Below are 14084 nucleotides of genomic sequence, written 5' to 3'. Positions count from 1 at the left end.
CCGAACGGTCACGAGGCGCGCTCAGGTTCTTTTAAGCTGTGACGCATGAACATCAAACTTCGCCGCCTCGCCGTCATCCCCATGATCGGCGCCGCCCTCGCCCTTACCGCCTGCTCGGGTGCCGCTGAGCGCCCGACCGCCGACGAGCTCAAGTCCACCATTGAAGAAGAGCTCGGCAGCACGACGACCGGCCTCGACGCCGAGACGCAGGACGCGTTCCTCGACTGCATCTCGCAGGGCCTCGTCGACTCCGACCTCTCGGACGACCTGCTCGCCAAGGCAGCCAACAACGAGTACGGCACCGACGAAGAGCGCGCCGAGTTCGAGGCCGTCGTGACCGACGTCTCAACCTCCTGCGTCGACGAGACCATCAACTAGTCACGCCGGGCGCCGCGAGCGGCGCGACGCGTTAGTCGTGCCGCTCGTGGCCCACCATGAACTTGTCGATCTGAGCTGACGTTGCCGTGAGCTTCGGGTCGTGATCGAGATAGTGCTTCGTCTCGCGGGCAATGAGGCCCGAGAGGATGAGCAGGCCAATGAGATTTGGCAGGGCCATGAGGCCATTCGCGACGTCGGAGAACGACCAGACGATCGACAGTGGGATCGTGCAGCCGACGAACACCACGAGGGTGAAGAGGATGCGGTAGGGATACACGCCCTTCACGCCAACGAGCATCTCGACCGAGCGCTCGCCGTAGTACGCCCAACCGAGGATGGTTGAGAAGGCGAAGAAGGCGATCGCGACGGCCACGATGGCCGAACCAAACGCGCCGAAATGCTGTGCGAACGCCTCGGAGGTCATGAGGCCGGCCTCGCCATTCGCGTTGCCCTGCTGCCAGACGCCGCTCGAGACGATGATGAGGCCGGTGAAGGTGACGACGATGATCGTGTCGATGAAGGTCTGCGTCATCGAGACGAGGCCCTGACGCACCGGGTGGGTCGTCTTGGCCGCGGCTGCGGCGATCGCGGCCGAACCCATGCCCGACTCGTTCGAGAAGATGCCGCGGGCAACGCCCATCTGCAGCACGAGAATCAGCGCCGAGCCGGCAAATACGCCCACCGCCGAGGTGCCGCTGAAGGCCATCGTGAAGATCTGCGCGAACGCCTGCGGCAGGGCCGGGGCGTTGAGCACGAGGATCACGAAGCCGGTGATGATGTAGATCAAAATCATGAGCGGCACGAAGGCCGAGGTGAACGTGCCGATGCGCTTGATGCCGCCGAGCAGCACGAGGCCGACCACGACCGTGAGCACAACACCGGTGACCCAGTGGGGCACGCCGAACGCGCCCTCGACCTGCCCCGCGACCGCGTTGCCCTGCGTGAGGTTACCGATACCGAAGCTCGCAATGAACGCAAAGATCGCAAACCAGTAGGCGAGGAACTTGCCGAACGGGCCCTTGATGCCGCGCTGCAGGTAGTACATCGGGCCGCCCGACTTCTCGCCGCGCTCATCGGTGGTGCGGAACCGCACGCCGAGGAACGCCTCGGCGTACTTCGACGCCATGCCGAGCAGGCCGGTGATCCACATCCAGAACAGCGCGCCCGGGCCGCCGATGGCGATCGCCGTCGCGACGCCGACAATGTTGCCGACGCCGACCGTTGCCGCGAGCGCCGTCGTCAGCGCCTGATACTGCGAGATGTCGCCGCCCTCGGTGTCGTCATTGCGACGAATGATGCCGAGATTAAGCGCGACGCCGAGCTTGCGAAACTGCAAGAAGCGCAGCCGAATGGTGAGGAACAGGCCCGTGCCGAGCAGCAGGGGGATGAGGAACCATGGCCCCCAAACGATGGTCGAAATGTTGTCGAGGATGCTCTGCAACTGGTCCACACGTGCTCCTTCGCCCCTCTTTGCCAGGCTGGTTGTGAGTCATTCGTGGAGCACGAGAGTAGGGGCAGGGAGTATGTCACTCACGCCGGGATGGACCGATGACGAGGTCCGGGAGTTTGTATACGAGTACGCGCGGCAGCCGTGGGGCACGCGGCGGTCGTGGCTGGTGGAGCAGGGCGTGAGTTGGAACCGGTTCCGACGATGGCGCAGCGCGGTGGAAGACGGGGACCTCGACCGGGGCCTGGTTCCGCGAGAGGGTAGTGCTATGACTACCGAGAACGAACGTCGACAGTTCGTGAACGAGCGGCAACGGCATGCCGCGGAAACCGAGCGCCTGAGGGAGCGGGTGCGGGAGCTGGAGGCGACGAACGAGGCGTTGGGAAAAGCTATCGGGCTCTTGCATCAGTTGAACGCGCAAGAGCCCGACACTGTCGAGACGAACGAGCCGAGGGATTCATTCGGGCCGAGAACGAGCTCGTAACCACGCTCACGACCGTGGTGGGATCGCAGCGGCAAGCGCTGCTGCTGGCGGGGGTGTCGCGGGGGACGTGGCAGTACCGGCAGCGGCCGCGGGCGCGGGTCACGGCCCCGATCCGGCAGGCGGATCGGGCGTATCCGTCGAGGATTAGCGAGACCGATCGTGCACGGATCGAGGAGCGGATCAAGTTGGCGTGGGCCGCGGGTGAGTCGGTGGACTGGGCGTTCGCGACGGCGTGGGACGCTGGCGTGATGCTCGCGTCGCGCAGGAGTTGGTGGCGGGTCGGGGCGAGTATCGAGGACCAGGTGTTGCGGCCGAGCCCGCCGAAGAAGACCAGCCATCGGGGGCCGCGTGCCGCGCCCGTGCTCACCGCGACCGGGCCTGGGCAGGTGTGGTCGTGGGACATCACGGATCTGTACTCGCCGTGGCGGGGAACGAGCTACAAGGCGTACAAGATCATTGATGTGTTCTCCCGCGAGATCATGGGGTATCGAGTCGAGCGTCGCGAGGCGGACCACCTCGCGGTCGAGTTGTTCGAGGACGCGATCCGTGAGCACGGCGCCCCGCGGGTCGTGCATGCGGATAACGGGGCCACGATGACTTCGACCGTGTTGCGGGACCTGCTGCGCGGGCATGGTGCCGCGCTCACGTTTAACCGGCCGTATGTGTCGAACGATAACCCGTTCAGCGAGGCCGCGTTCAAGACGATGAAGTATCGGCCCGGGTATCCCCGGATCTTTGCCACGTTGGAGGACGCGCGTGCCTATGTTGCTGGCTACGTGGGTTGGTACAACACGAGCCACAAGCACACGGGGATCGCGTTGTTTTCCCCGGCCGAGGTCGGTGACGGTTCCTGGGAACGCAAATGGGAGATCCGGGACCGGGCGCTCCAGGCGTATTACGACCGGCATCCAGCGCGCTTCGCTCGCCGGCCCCGCACCCCGTCACCCGCCACGCTGGTCGGGATCAACCACCGGAAACCACAAACCGACCAACAACCATCCCGGTGACTCAACACAGCTTGACAACGAGCGCGCGGCGTCATTCTTCAGCAAAAGTGGCCGTTGCCGTTCACTGAGAACGGTCATTGGGCTCACAGCATATACGCAGCGAACGGTGATTTACGGCGCCCTGTTAGGAAACGAACAAGGCGAGTGCGGCCGTGCCGATACAGAGCACCCCGCCGAGAACGGCCGTCAGTTTCCATGGTCCGAGCACCAGTCCCATGGCGGCCATGGTGGTGTACCCACCACGCTCGTACCACTTCAGATTCGGGTCGTACTCCGGCTCCCGTGAGCCCGACATCGCGCACCTCCGGACTAACTTGGCGCCGACGCTACGCCGTTGTCCCGGACCTCGCCGCTAAACGAGGCGACGATCTAGTCACACATTCGGAACGTTTCGCCTCCAGGCATGCCGTAGCGCTTGCCCGTGTAGCCGCCATCGTTGGAGTACGGGATCTCGGGGCCATAGGGCACGCAGGTCGAGCCACCGGAATCCGAGGAGTCGCTGGGCGGCGAGACGGGCTCGGGGGCCGGTTCTTCTACCGGTGGTTCCACCCACTCCTGCTCGGGCGCGGGCTCAACTTCGGTGCCGGAACCATAGTTTTCCTCCGGAGTGACAGTTTCAACATCCGCCGAGTCGGTGTCCGTCACGTCTTCGGTTTCGACGGGAGGAACCTCTTCAACGACCGACCATCGCTCGACCAGCAGATCATCGTTTGCGTCATCTCGCGATCGCACCGCGTCGAAGAGCGCACCCGTTAGGCTCTCCGATGAATCCTCAAGATCGTTGCGTTTTGTTGACAGGTAGTCGCTTGCGGATGCTGCTGCGAACGTCGTGTTCAAGAGGTCACCAACGTGCTCTGGTGACAGCTTGCTCGCAAGATGTTCGTGCTCATTCAGGGCCGTGGCGGCCGCGACTATGGTGTCAACTTCACCGCCTTCCACGGCCGACAGGTCGATGTCTGCAGCAGCAATTGCAGCATCGACCTGGCTTGCGATAGTGCAGTCAATGTTGCTCGAGAAGAGACCGATTTGGGCCCTTTCTGCAGATTCCGGGCTCTTCGGACATTCGGTGGGGTCATGGGGTGAGTCCGCCGGCGGCGAGGAGCATTCGTAGGCGGTAGTTCTCGCGGTTGCGGAAGCCGCGAGCGAGGCGACGATGCAGCTCGATGATCCCGTTGATTGCTTCGGTGCCGCCGTTGTTTGCTCGGCTGGTGGTGAAGTAGGCGAGGAACGCTGAGCGCCAGCGTCGCAGGGTGCGGCCGAGGCGTGCGATCTCGGGGATCGGACAGGTGTGGAACGACTCGACGACCTTCTCGGCGATCTGTCGCCCCTCAGCGAGGTCCTTCTGGTGATAGGCCGAGCGAAGTTGCTGCGCGCACTGCCATGCGACGAACACCTCGTCGTGGGCCGGGTTCGCCTCGATGGCTGCGGTCAGGCGCGCCCACTGCTTGTCGGTGAGGTTCTCAGCCCCGGCGCGGAGGATGGTCTGGATCCCGTAGAGCGGATCACCTTTCCGACCGCGATGGCCGAGAGTGTCTTGCTGGACCCGACGGCGAACCTCGTCGACCGCGACGGTGCCGAGCTTGACGACATGGAACGCGTCCAGCACGGCGGTGGCATCTTGCAGTTTGTCGTCGATCGCGGTCTTGTAACCGGCGAACGGATCCAGCGCCGCGACCTTCACCTGCTCGCGGAATGCGTCGCCACGTGCGCTGAGCCAGGTCGCGTAGGCCTTCCCCGACCTGCCCGGCACGAGGTCCAACAGCCGGGCCCGCGTCTTCCCGGTGCTGTCGCGGGTGAGGTCGACCATCCCGGTCAGCTCTTTCGGACCGCGCTTGCGCGGGTCGACGTGATGCCAGATGTGCTCGTCAACGCCCAGCGTTGTCACGTTCTCGAACCGGGACTCATCGGCCGCGAGCTTCACAAGCTCCGGCTCGACGGCCCGCCACACCGTCTTCCACGACGTGCCCAGCTGGCGACGCAATCCTTCGATCGTGGCGTGTTCGCGACGCAGCTGACCGACTGCCCAGACGACCGCGCGTCGGGTGAGTGCCCCACGCGGGGCGACAAGAGACGGCAGCTGTTCCACGAACGTCTGTCGTGCACAGCCCGACTCGTCGCACCGCCAGACTCGCTGCCGCCACACGATTCGCACCCGTGTCATGCCGGGCACGTCATGAAGCAGCCGGCGGCGACGTCCACGGCCGGTCGCCACGGTCCCGCACGACGGGCAACCGGCAGGCGCCGCAGGACTCGAGACCGTCACGATCAGTAGTCCGTTGCGGCGGTCCACGTGCTCGACATGGACGCCGTCGAGGCCGAGCAGGAGGTCGCAGCGGGAACACGGGTCAGTGGCAGAGCGCGCGTCAGCGCACCCCGAAGTAGGGTGAAGCACGTCGAGGTCCTCGTAATGGATCAGGTGGTTAGCGCTTCTGATCCTCGGGGACCTCGACCCCTACCCGTCGAACCTCACCCGGCGAGCCCTACCCCCACCGAATGTCCGAAGAGCCAGATTCCGAGGCAACAAGTACTTCGTTGTAGAACCGATCATTCGGCTCAAACAGGACAGGTAGGCCGAGGCCCTCTGCTGCGATCTGCGCGTTTACCAGTTCACCGTCGAGAAAAACGGCTGCAAGCGTTCGGTCGTAGGGGTCAAGGACGACCTCGTCATAAGCGAGTTCGATTCTGGTGCCACGGGGAAGCAGGTGTTCGAGGAAGTCAGTCGCCTCAGGTCCAAGGCATTGAACCGGCAAGTCTGGGTCCTTGGTCTCAGGAGTATCGATGTTCAACAGACGTACACGCACCTCTTCGCCGTCGCGCGTGACGTCGATAGTGTCGCCATCGACTACGCGAACGACCCGCGCGGAGTCCAGGTCACCGCCACTTCCACCGCCAGTGATACCTTGCACCGCGGCCCGGACGACGACCGTTCCGACAACTGCCGCAATTGACCAAGTAACAACCTTGCCGACCGTCGCAGTACCTGCTGAATGCGCCGCGCCCATTGCCCGCGCCCTTTCTTGGAACCAGATCGGCGCGATGAGCGACCCTGGTTGGCGCGCCGACCAACCAGGGACTACTTGAGTTAGCAGCTACGCCGTGAGCACGGTGAGGCGGGTCGTCGCTTCGAGGTCGCGGATCTCGTCGAGAGCCGACTGCGGCACATCGCCCGAGGCGTCGGTGACCACGTAGCCCTGCTGGCCACGGGTGGCGAGCTGCTGACGGTCGATGTTGACGCCGTGGTTGCCGAGCACCGAGTTGACCGACGACATGACGCCCGGCACGTTCTGGTGCAGGTGCAACAGGCGCGAGCCATGCGTGAGCGGCTCGAGCGAGATCTCGGGCAGGTTCACCGACATGTAGGTCGAGCCACCGCGCACGTAGTCGCGGAACTTGCCGGCGACGAAGCGGCCGATGTCTTGCTGCGCCTCGGCGGTCGAGCCACCGATGTGCGGGGTGAGCAGCACGTTCGGGATGTTCTGGAGCACCGACTCGAAGGGATCGCCCGCCTTCTTCGGCTCGACGGGGTAGACGTCGAGACCGGCGCCGGCGATGTGGCCCGAGAGCAGGTTGTCGCGCAGCGCCTCGAGGTCGACCACGTGGCCGCGCGAGAGGTTGAGGAAGATGGTGCGGGGGCGCATCATCGCGAAAGTCTCGGCGTTGAACATGTTCGTGTTCTCGACGCGACCGTCGACGTGCACCGAAACCGTCTCGACAGTGTTGAGCAGCTCCTCGAGCGAGTTGCAGCGCACCGCATTGCCGAGCGCGAGGCGGTCGACGGCGTCATAGAAGTAGACGCGCATGCCGAGCGACTCCGCGAGCACCGAGAGCTGCGAGCCGATGTTGCCGTAGCCGATGATGCCGAGCGTGCGCCCGCGCACCTCGTGCGAGCCCTTCGCCGTCTTGTCCCACAGCCCGTTGTGCATGTTGCGGGTGTGGTCACCGAGGTGACGAGCGAGGTTGATGATCTCGCCGATCGCGAGCTCAACGACCGAGCGGGTGTTCGAGTACGGCGCGTTGAAGGCGGCGACCGAGGCATCGGCGGCGGCCTCCAGGTCGATCTGGTTGACGCCGATCGAGAAGGCACCCACCGAAAGCAGCTTCGGCGCACTCTCGAGCACGCGTCGCGTCACGTGGGTCTTCGAGCGGATGCCGAGCAGCTCGACGTCCTGCACCGCCTCGATCAGCTCCGACTCGTCGAGTGCGCCCTTGCGGGTTTCCACCTCGATCCCTTCGGATTCGAGCAGCTTGACGGCGTCGACGTGGATGTTTTCGAGGAGCAGCGCTTTCACTCGGTCAATTCTAGCGATCCCGAGGCGGATGCGGTGGCTTAGTCGACCACGAGGGTCACGTGCTGCGTCGCGTCGCCACGATGCTCGTTGTTCGCGCTGAGAGTCATCTCGAATGAGAACTCGACGAGCGTGTCGTCTCCAACGCGAACCACACCTCACTCGTATCCATGACGTAGTGCTGCTTGATCGCCTCGATAGCAATGCTCACGTCGATGGAGTCGGCATCGTTGAGCCACTCCTCATAGTCGAGTTCGTCGCGAACGTCGGGGACCCCCGGCGTCATGTCCGGTCAACACTTCGCTGCGGCTCGCCAACTCGACGCAAATGTCGCTGATCCGGCTGTTGAAGACCCCGCCACGAGGGCGGGCGCGAGCGCCCACCATGCCCTCCTCGCGCATCCCCATGCGCGACTTCGTACTTGGCCGGAAAACCTAGACTGCCGTCGCCGCCGCTGCGGCCTCAGCAGCCTTCGGCAGCGCCGCCGCGATCGCGTCCATCGCCTCGTCGTCGTGCGCGGCCGAGAGGAACCAAGCCTCGAAGATGCTCGGGGGCAGGCTCACGCCGCCGTCGAGCATCGCGTGGAAGAACGCCGGGTAGCGCCACGACTCCTGGCGCTTCACCTCGTCCTCATTGAGCGGCGCGGGGTTGCCGAACTCGTCGGTGCCACTCCAGCCGAGGGCCGCGCCGTCGCCGAACTTGAACGAGAACAGGTTGCGCACGCGGCCGACCGCGTGCGGCAGGCCGACGCGGTTCAGCTCGGTGTGCACGAGGTCGATGACCCGGGCCGCGGCGAGGTCGATCTTCTCGTACACGGCGGGGTCGGCGAGGCGCAGCGTCGCAATGCCCGCGGCGACGGCGACCGGGTTGCCCGAGAGCGTGCCAGCCTGGTACACCGGACCGGTCGGCGCGAGGTGCGCCATGAGCTCGTGCGAGGCGCCGAGCGCCGCGACGGGCATGCCGCCGCCGATGACCTTGCCGAAGGTGAAGATGTCGGGGGTCCAGCCGCCCGTCTCCGAGTCCTGCTGCTCGCGGCCCCACCAGCCGGCGGGGCCCGTGCGGAAGCCCGTGAGCACCTCGTCGCAGATGAGCAGCGCACCCTGCTCGTGGCAGAGGGCAGCGAGCGAGCGGTTGAAGCCGGGCAGCGGCGGCACGACGCCCATGTTCGCGGGCGAGGCCTCGGTGATCACCGCGGCGATCTGCCCCTCGTGCTCGGCGAACGCGGCGCGCACGGCCTCGATGTCGTTGTACGGCACGACGATGGTCTGCGAGGCGATCGCCTCGGGCACGCCGGCCGAGCCGGGCAGCGCGAGCGTCGCAAGGCCCGAGCCAGCGGCCGCGAGCAGCCCATCCGAGTGCCCGTGGTAGCAACCCGCGAACTTGATCACGAGGTCGCGGCCGGTCGCGCCGCGCGCGAGGCGAATCGCGGTCATCGTCGCCTCGGTGCCGGTCGACACGAGGCGCACCTCGTCGATGGCGGGGATGCGGTGGATGATCTCCTCGGCCAGCTCGACCTCGCCGGTCGCGGGGCCGCCCGGGCACATCATCCGCGAGGCCGTCTCGGTGACGGCTGCCACCACATCCGGGTGGGAGTGGCCGAGCAGCATTGGGCCCCAGCCGCAGATGAGGTCGACGCGGCGGTTGCCCTCGACGTCGGTGAGCCAGGCGCCCTGCGCCGACGCCGTGAACGGGGGCACGCCGCCAACCGACCCGAAGGCGCGCACGGGCGAGTTGACGCCGCCCGGCGTGAGGCTCCGGGCGCGGTCGAACCAGTCCTGGTTCGTGGTCGGCTCAGTCGTGGTCATCGTGCTCCTTGGGCCGTGCGGATTCGGCGCGCGTAGTCGGTCGCGTAGTAGGTGAGGATGCCGTCGGCGCCGGCGCGCTTGATCGACAGCAGGGCTTCGTCGATCATGCGATCGCGATCAATCCAGCCGTTCGCGGCGGCCGCCTCGATCATCGCGTACTCGCCCGAGACCTGGTAGGCCCACACGGGCACGATCGACTCAGCCGCAACATCCGCAAGCACATCAAGATACATCGTGGCGGGCTTCACCATGACGATGTCGGCGCCCTCCTCGATGTCGAGCAGCGTCTCGCGCAGGCCCTCGCGGCGGTTCGCCGGATCTTGCTGGTAGGTCTTGCGGTCGCCCTGCAGCTGCGAGTCGACGGCCTCGCGGAACGGCCCGAACAGCGCCGACGCGTACTTCGCCGAGTAGGCGAGCAGAATCGCGTCGTCGTGGCCAGCGACGTCGAGCGCCTCGCGCGCCTCGCCGATCTGGCCGTCCATCATGCCTGACATGCCGATGATCTGCGCGCCGGCCTCGGCCTGCGCGACCGCCATCAGGTTGTAGAGCTCAAGGGTGGCGTCGTTATCGACGCGGCCGCGCTCGTCGAGCACGCCGCAGTGGCCGTGGTCGGTGAACTCGTCGAGGCAGAGGTCGGCCTGCACCGTGATCGCGTCGCCGGCCTCTTCGGCCACGACGCGGATCGCGCGGTTGAGGATGCCCTCGGGGTCGATCGCGCCCGAGCCGGTCGCGTCGCGCTCGGCGGGCACTCCGAAGAGCATGATGCCGCCGACGCCGGCCTCGGCGGCCTCGTTCACAACGCCGCGCACCGAGTCGAGCGTGTGCTGGAACAGGCCGGGCAGCGAGGTGATCGCCTGCGGCTCGTCGATGCCCTCGCGCACGAACACGGGCAGGATGAGCTCGTTCGGGTGGATGTGCGTCTCGCGCACCTGGCGGCGAACGGCCGCGCTCTGGCGCAAGCGGCGGGGTCGAGAGATGGGGAACGTCATGCGAACTCCTGTGAGGTAGTGGGATCGGCGCCGAGCGCGCGGGCGGTGGCGTCGAGGAGTGATTCTGCCGTGGGTTGCTGCGATTCCGCGGCGACGGTGAGGCCGTGGGCGCGCAGGTCGGCGGTGGTTTGTGGGCCGATCGAGACGATGCGGGTGTCGGGGTGGGCGCGCAGCTGGTCGGCGATGGCGATGCCGACCGAGCCGCTGGTGACGAGCACGGCGTGCACACGACCCGCCGCGAGCGCGTCGGCCGCCTTGGGTGCGAGCGGCCGGGTCGCCGTGACGTAGGCGGTCACGACGTCGACCGCGTAGCCGCGGGCGGTGAGGCCCTCAAACACGGTCGGATGCGCGCGATTCGAGTTCGGCAGCAGCACGCGGCCGGGCCCGGTCTCGGGCCATTCGGCGACGAGGCCCGCGGCCGACTCGTCCGTGGGCACAAAGTCGCAGCCGACGTCGGCGTCGCGCAAGGCGAGCGCGGTGGCGCGGCCGACCGACGCGACGCGCGTGCCCGCAGCGAGTGGGAAGGCGTCGGCGGCGCGCACCACGCCGACCGCGCGCGGCGAGGTGACCACGAGCCAGTCGTAGGCGGCGCCCCGCAGCCCGGCCAGCGCATCCTGCAGCCGCTCGAGCTCGTCGCCCTCGGGCGCTCGAAACTCGAGCGCCTTCGACACGAATGCCTCGCCGCCGCGCTCGCGCACGAGCGCGGCGCAGCGGTGCGCGAGGTCACCCGCGCCGGGAATCAGGATGCCGGTGCCGGCCAAGCTCACAGCGTCAGGTCACCGACCCCGCGCTCGAACAGTCGCTGCACGAGGCGCTGCGCGAGCTCGAGCCCGGCGCCGCTCGCGACGCTGCGGCTCGCGACGGGGTCGAGCGGCAGCTTCGTGCGGGGCACGGGCACGCCGCCGGATGCGGTGATGGCCGACACCTGGTTCGGGTCGCGGTCGTCGTAGACGGCGGCGTGCAACTGTAGCTCGCCGCCGACGAACTCGCCGTGTACGCCAACGGGCGCCTGGCAGCCGGCGTCGAGGCCCGCGAGCACGGCCCGCTCGGCCTCGACCGCAAGTCGCGTGGCGGGGTCATCGAGTTCGACGAGCCCGTCGAGGTCGAATCCCTCGCGCACCTCGACCGCGAGCGCGCCCTGGCCGGGAGCGTTCGGGAAGTCGACGAGGTCGAAGCGCTCGGTGATCTGCCCCGTGCGCTCGTAACGTGAGAGGCCGGCCGCGGCGAGCACGACGGCGTCGAGCTCGCCCGAGGTGACGAAGCCGATGCGGGTGTCGATGTTGCCGCGAATGTCGCGGATGTCGAGGTCGGGGCGCACCCGGCGCAGCTGCGCCACGCGCCGCGGCGAGCCGGTGCCGACCTTCGCGCCCTCGGGCAGCTGCGCGAGCGTCAGGCCGTCGCGGGCGACGAGCGCGTCTCGGGCGTCCTCACGGCTCGGATGCGCGGCGAGCACGAGGCCGGGCGCCGGCGCGGTCGGGAGGTCTTTGAGCGAGTGCACGGCGATGTCGACGTCGCCGTCGCGCAGGGCCTCACGCAGCTCGGTCGCGAACACGCCGCGGCCGCCAAGCACCCGGAGCGAGGCGCGGTTGACGTCACCGTGGGTGGTCACCGTGACGATCTCGACCTCCCGGCCCGAGAGCTCGGCGAGGCGCTCGGCGGTCTGCGTCGTCTGCGCCACCGCGAGCTTCGAACCCCGCGTGCCGATGCGCAGCGGGGTCACGGCTGCAGGCCAGCGACGGCCGGGCGGAAGCCGAGGCGCTCGTTCTCGCAGCAGCCCGCACGGCACACGTCGTACCAGGGGCCGAGGTCGGTGCGACGGGGTCGCTCGGCCTTCGGCGTGCCCTTGATGCGCTCCTCGACGAGGTCGATCAGTCCCGAAACGTAGGCGGGGTGAACGCCGGGGGTCGGGGTGCGACGGAAGGCGAGCTCGGCCTCCTCGGCCGACTCCTTCGCCTCGTTGTCGAGGTCCCAGAGCACTTCCATGTGGTCGCTGACGAAGCCGAGCGGCACGACGATGACGGCCTTGCGACCCCGCTCGGGCAGGCCCTCGATGACGTCGTTGATGTCGGGCTCGAGCCACGGCTGGCTCGCTGGGCCCGAGCGCGACTGGTAGACGAGTTGCCAGTTGAGCTCGACGCCGCCCTCGCCGCGCTCGGCGAGCGCCTGCACCACATCGGCGACGACGACCTCGGCAACCGCGAGATGCTGCGCCGCGTAGGCGCCGCCCTCACCGAAGCTGCGGGTGTCGGGGCCCGACTTGTTCGCGTCGCTCGTCGGCACCGAGTGCGTCGTGAAGAGCACCTCGACATCGGCGAGCGCGAGCTCGTGGTGCTCGGCACGCAGCGAATCGATCGCCTCGAGCACGCCGTCGTCGAACGGCTGCACGAAGCCGGGGTGGTCGAAGAACTGGCCGACCTTGTCGATCTCGAGCTCACCCTGCAGGCCGGTCGCCTCGAGCGCATCCGCGAAGTCTTCGCGGTACTGGCGGCACGAGGAGTACGACGAGTACGCGCTCGTCGCGAGCGCGATGAGCTTGGATGCGCCGGTCTCGCGGGCCGCGGCCAACGCGTCGGTGACGTAGGGCTCCCAGTTGCGGTTGCCCCAGAACACCGGCAGGTTCAACCCGCGGCGCGCGATCTCGGCCTCGAGCGCCACCTTGAGCTGGCGGTTCTGTTCGTTGATCGGGCTCACACCACCGTAGTGGCGGTAGTGCACGGCGACCTCTTCGAGGCGCTCGTCCGGGATCCCCCGGCCCGAGGTGACGTTGCGGAGGAACGGAATGACGTCGTCCTGCGACTCCGGCCCGCCGAAGGAGGCGAGCAGGATGCCGTCGTACTCGGTCGGCGTCTCGACCCAGGGGGCGCCGCCGCAGGCCGCGGGGGTCGCGGCCGACACGACCGCGCCGGGCGCGAGCGGCGCATCCTTCGCCGGGGCAGCCTTGCCGAGCGTGCGGCCGATGTTCTCTGCGGTCATGCGCCAGCCTCGCTCTCGAAGCGAAGCACGAGCGGCAGTTCGCTCGCGGGCACGCGGCGGCCGGCGTAGAACGGCACTTCTTCGCGCACGTGGCGGCGCGCCTCGGTGTAGCGCAGGTCGCGCATCATGTCGACGAGGTCGGTCAGCTCGTCAGCCTCGAACGAGAGCATCCACTCGTAGTCGCTGATCGCAAACGAGGCGATGGTGTTCGCGAGCACGTTCTTGAACGCCGCGCCGCGGATGCCGTGGTCGCGCAGCATCACGCTGCGCTCCTCGTCGGGCAGGAGGTACCACTCGTGCGAGCGCACGAACGGATAGATTGTGATCCACTTCGCCGGCTCCTTGCCGAGCATGTAGGCGGGCGCGTGGCGCTCGTTGAACTCGGCGGCGCGGTGCACACCGGTCACCTGCCAGGTGAGTTCGAGGTCGGCAAACAGCGGCGTCGCGCGGATGCGGCGCACGGCGGCCTGGAGTGCTTCGGGGTCTTCGCCATGCAGCCAGACGAGCACGTCGCCGTCATAGCGGAAACCCGAGATGTCGTAGAAGCCGCGGAGCGTCACCTCGGCGTCGGCCGAGCGCTGTACTGCCGCTTCGAGCTGGCTCACCGCGCCGGCGAGATCACCCGGAGCCGAGGTACCAGCGGGACGACGAAAGACCGAATAGTTCGCGTACTGCGTCAGCGGGCCGTGGGCCCCATCCTGTGGAGTTGGCATGC

The 14084-nt window shown here is 67.6% G+C and carries 14 protein-coding genes; 3 read left to right on the top strand and 11 right to left on the bottom strand.

Annotated features, from left to right (window positions below; genetic code table 11):
• Positions 1-45 precede the first annotated feature (45 nt).
• Positions 46-378: a hypothetical protein gene (locus EJL01_RS09940; RefSeq protein WP_125107503.1), complete on the top strand. Its 333-nt coding sequence runs from the start codon at positions 46-48 to the stop codon at positions 376-378.
• Positions 379-409: 31 nt separating this feature from the next.
• On the opposite strand, the gene EJL01_RS09935 is transcribed toward EJL01_RS09940, so the two are convergent.
• Positions 410-1828, bottom strand: a complete 1419-nt coding sequence (locus tag EJL01_RS09935) for an alanine/glycine:cation symporter family protein (RefSeq protein ID WP_125107502.1) — start codon at positions 1826-1828, stop codon at positions 410-412.
• Positions 1829-2093: 265 nt separating this feature from the next.
• Here EJL01_RS09935 and EJL01_RS13295 point away from each other — a divergent pair, with 265 nt between their 5' ends.
• Positions 2094-2309, top strand: coding sequence for a hypothetical protein (locus EJL01_RS13295; RefSeq protein ID WP_241209195.1), 216 nt, complete (start codon positions 2094-2096; stop codon positions 2307-2309).
• A gap of 14 nt (positions 2310-2323) precedes the next feature.
• Positions 2324-3316 carry a DDE-type integrase/transposase/recombinase gene (locus EJL01_RS09925; protein ID WP_125107500.1) on the top strand — a complete coding sequence of 331 codons (993 nt, stop codon included), beginning with the start codon at positions 2324-2326 and terminating at the stop codon, positions 3314-3316.
• Between the two features lie 369 nt (positions 3317-3685).
• Here the strand turns inward: EJL01_RS09925 and EJL01_RS09920 are convergent, their stop codons facing one another.
• The 10 genes from EJL01_RS09920 to hemQ all read right to left on the bottom strand — a co-directional run bounded on the left by EJL01_RS09920 (position 3686) and on the right by hemQ (position 14082).
• Entirely contained in the window at positions 3686-4255 is a 570-nt protein-coding gene (locus EJL01_RS09920; protein ID WP_125107499.1) for a hypothetical protein, read from the bottom strand.
• Positions 4256-4388: 133 nt separating this feature from the next.
• Complete coding sequence (locus EJL01_RS09915; RefSeq protein ID WP_431834720.1) at positions 4389-5708, bottom strand: ISL3 family transposase; 1320 nt, start codon at positions 5706-5708, stop codon at positions 4389-4391.
• 88 nt (positions 5709-5796) lie between these two features.
• The gene (locus EJL01_RS09910; protein ID WP_125107498.1) at positions 5797-6318 is read right to left on the bottom strand and encodes a thermonuclease family protein; all 522 of its coding nucleotides are present in this window, start codon (positions 6316-6318) and stop codon (positions 5797-5799) included.
• Between the two features lie 87 nt (positions 6319-6405).
• Entirely contained in the window at positions 6406-7605 is a 1200-nt protein-coding gene (gene serA / locus EJL01_RS09905; protein WP_125107497.1) for a phosphoglycerate dehydrogenase, read from the bottom strand.
• 431 nt (positions 7606-8036) lie between these two features.
• Entirely contained in the window at positions 8037-9407 is a 1371-nt protein-coding gene (hemL, locus tag EJL01_RS09900; protein ID WP_125107496.1) for a glutamate-1-semialdehyde 2,1-aminomutase, read from the bottom strand.
• Positions 9404-10396 carry a porphobilinogen synthase gene (hemB, locus tag EJL01_RS09895; RefSeq protein WP_125107495.1) on the bottom strand — a complete coding sequence of 331 codons (993 nt, stop codon included), beginning with the start codon at positions 10394-10396 and terminating at the stop codon, positions 9404-9406. Before hemB ends, hemL begins: the two co-directional genes overlap by 4 nt.
• Positions 10393-11157 carry a uroporphyrinogen-III synthase gene (locus EJL01_RS09890; RefSeq protein ID WP_164509790.1) on the bottom strand — a complete coding sequence of 255 codons (765 nt, stop codon included), beginning with the start codon at positions 11155-11157 and terminating at the stop codon, positions 10393-10395. Before EJL01_RS09890 ends, hemB begins: the two co-directional genes overlap by 4 nt.
• Positions 11158-11159: 2 nt before the next feature.
• Entirely contained in the window at positions 11160-12116 is a 957-nt protein-coding gene (gene hemC, locus EJL01_RS09885) for a hydroxymethylbilane synthase (RefSeq protein WP_125107493.1), read from the bottom strand.
• Positions 12113-13369 (bottom strand): ferrochelatase, encoded by a 1257-nt coding sequence (locus EJL01_RS09880; RefSeq protein WP_125107492.1) that lies wholly within the window; start codon positions 13367-13369, stop codon positions 12113-12115. Before EJL01_RS09880 ends, hemC begins: the two co-directional genes overlap by 4 nt.
• The gene (hemQ, locus tag EJL01_RS09875) at positions 13366-14082 is read right to left on the bottom strand and encodes a hydrogen peroxide-dependent heme synthase (RefSeq protein ID WP_125107491.1); all 717 of its coding nucleotides are present in this window, start codon (positions 14080-14082) and stop codon (positions 13366-13368) included. Before hemQ ends, EJL01_RS09880 begins: the two co-directional genes overlap by 4 nt.
• Positions 14083-14084 lie beyond the last annotated feature (2 nt).

The sequence above is a fragment of the Gulosibacter massiliensis genome, from assembly GCF_900626105.1.
Lineage (GTDB): Bacteria > Actinomycetota > Actinomycetes > Actinomycetales > Microbacteriaceae > Gulosibacter > Gulosibacter sediminis.
The sequence above is the reverse complement of the archived record's forward strand: the minus strand, read 5'-3'. Positions and strand labels throughout refer to the sequence as shown.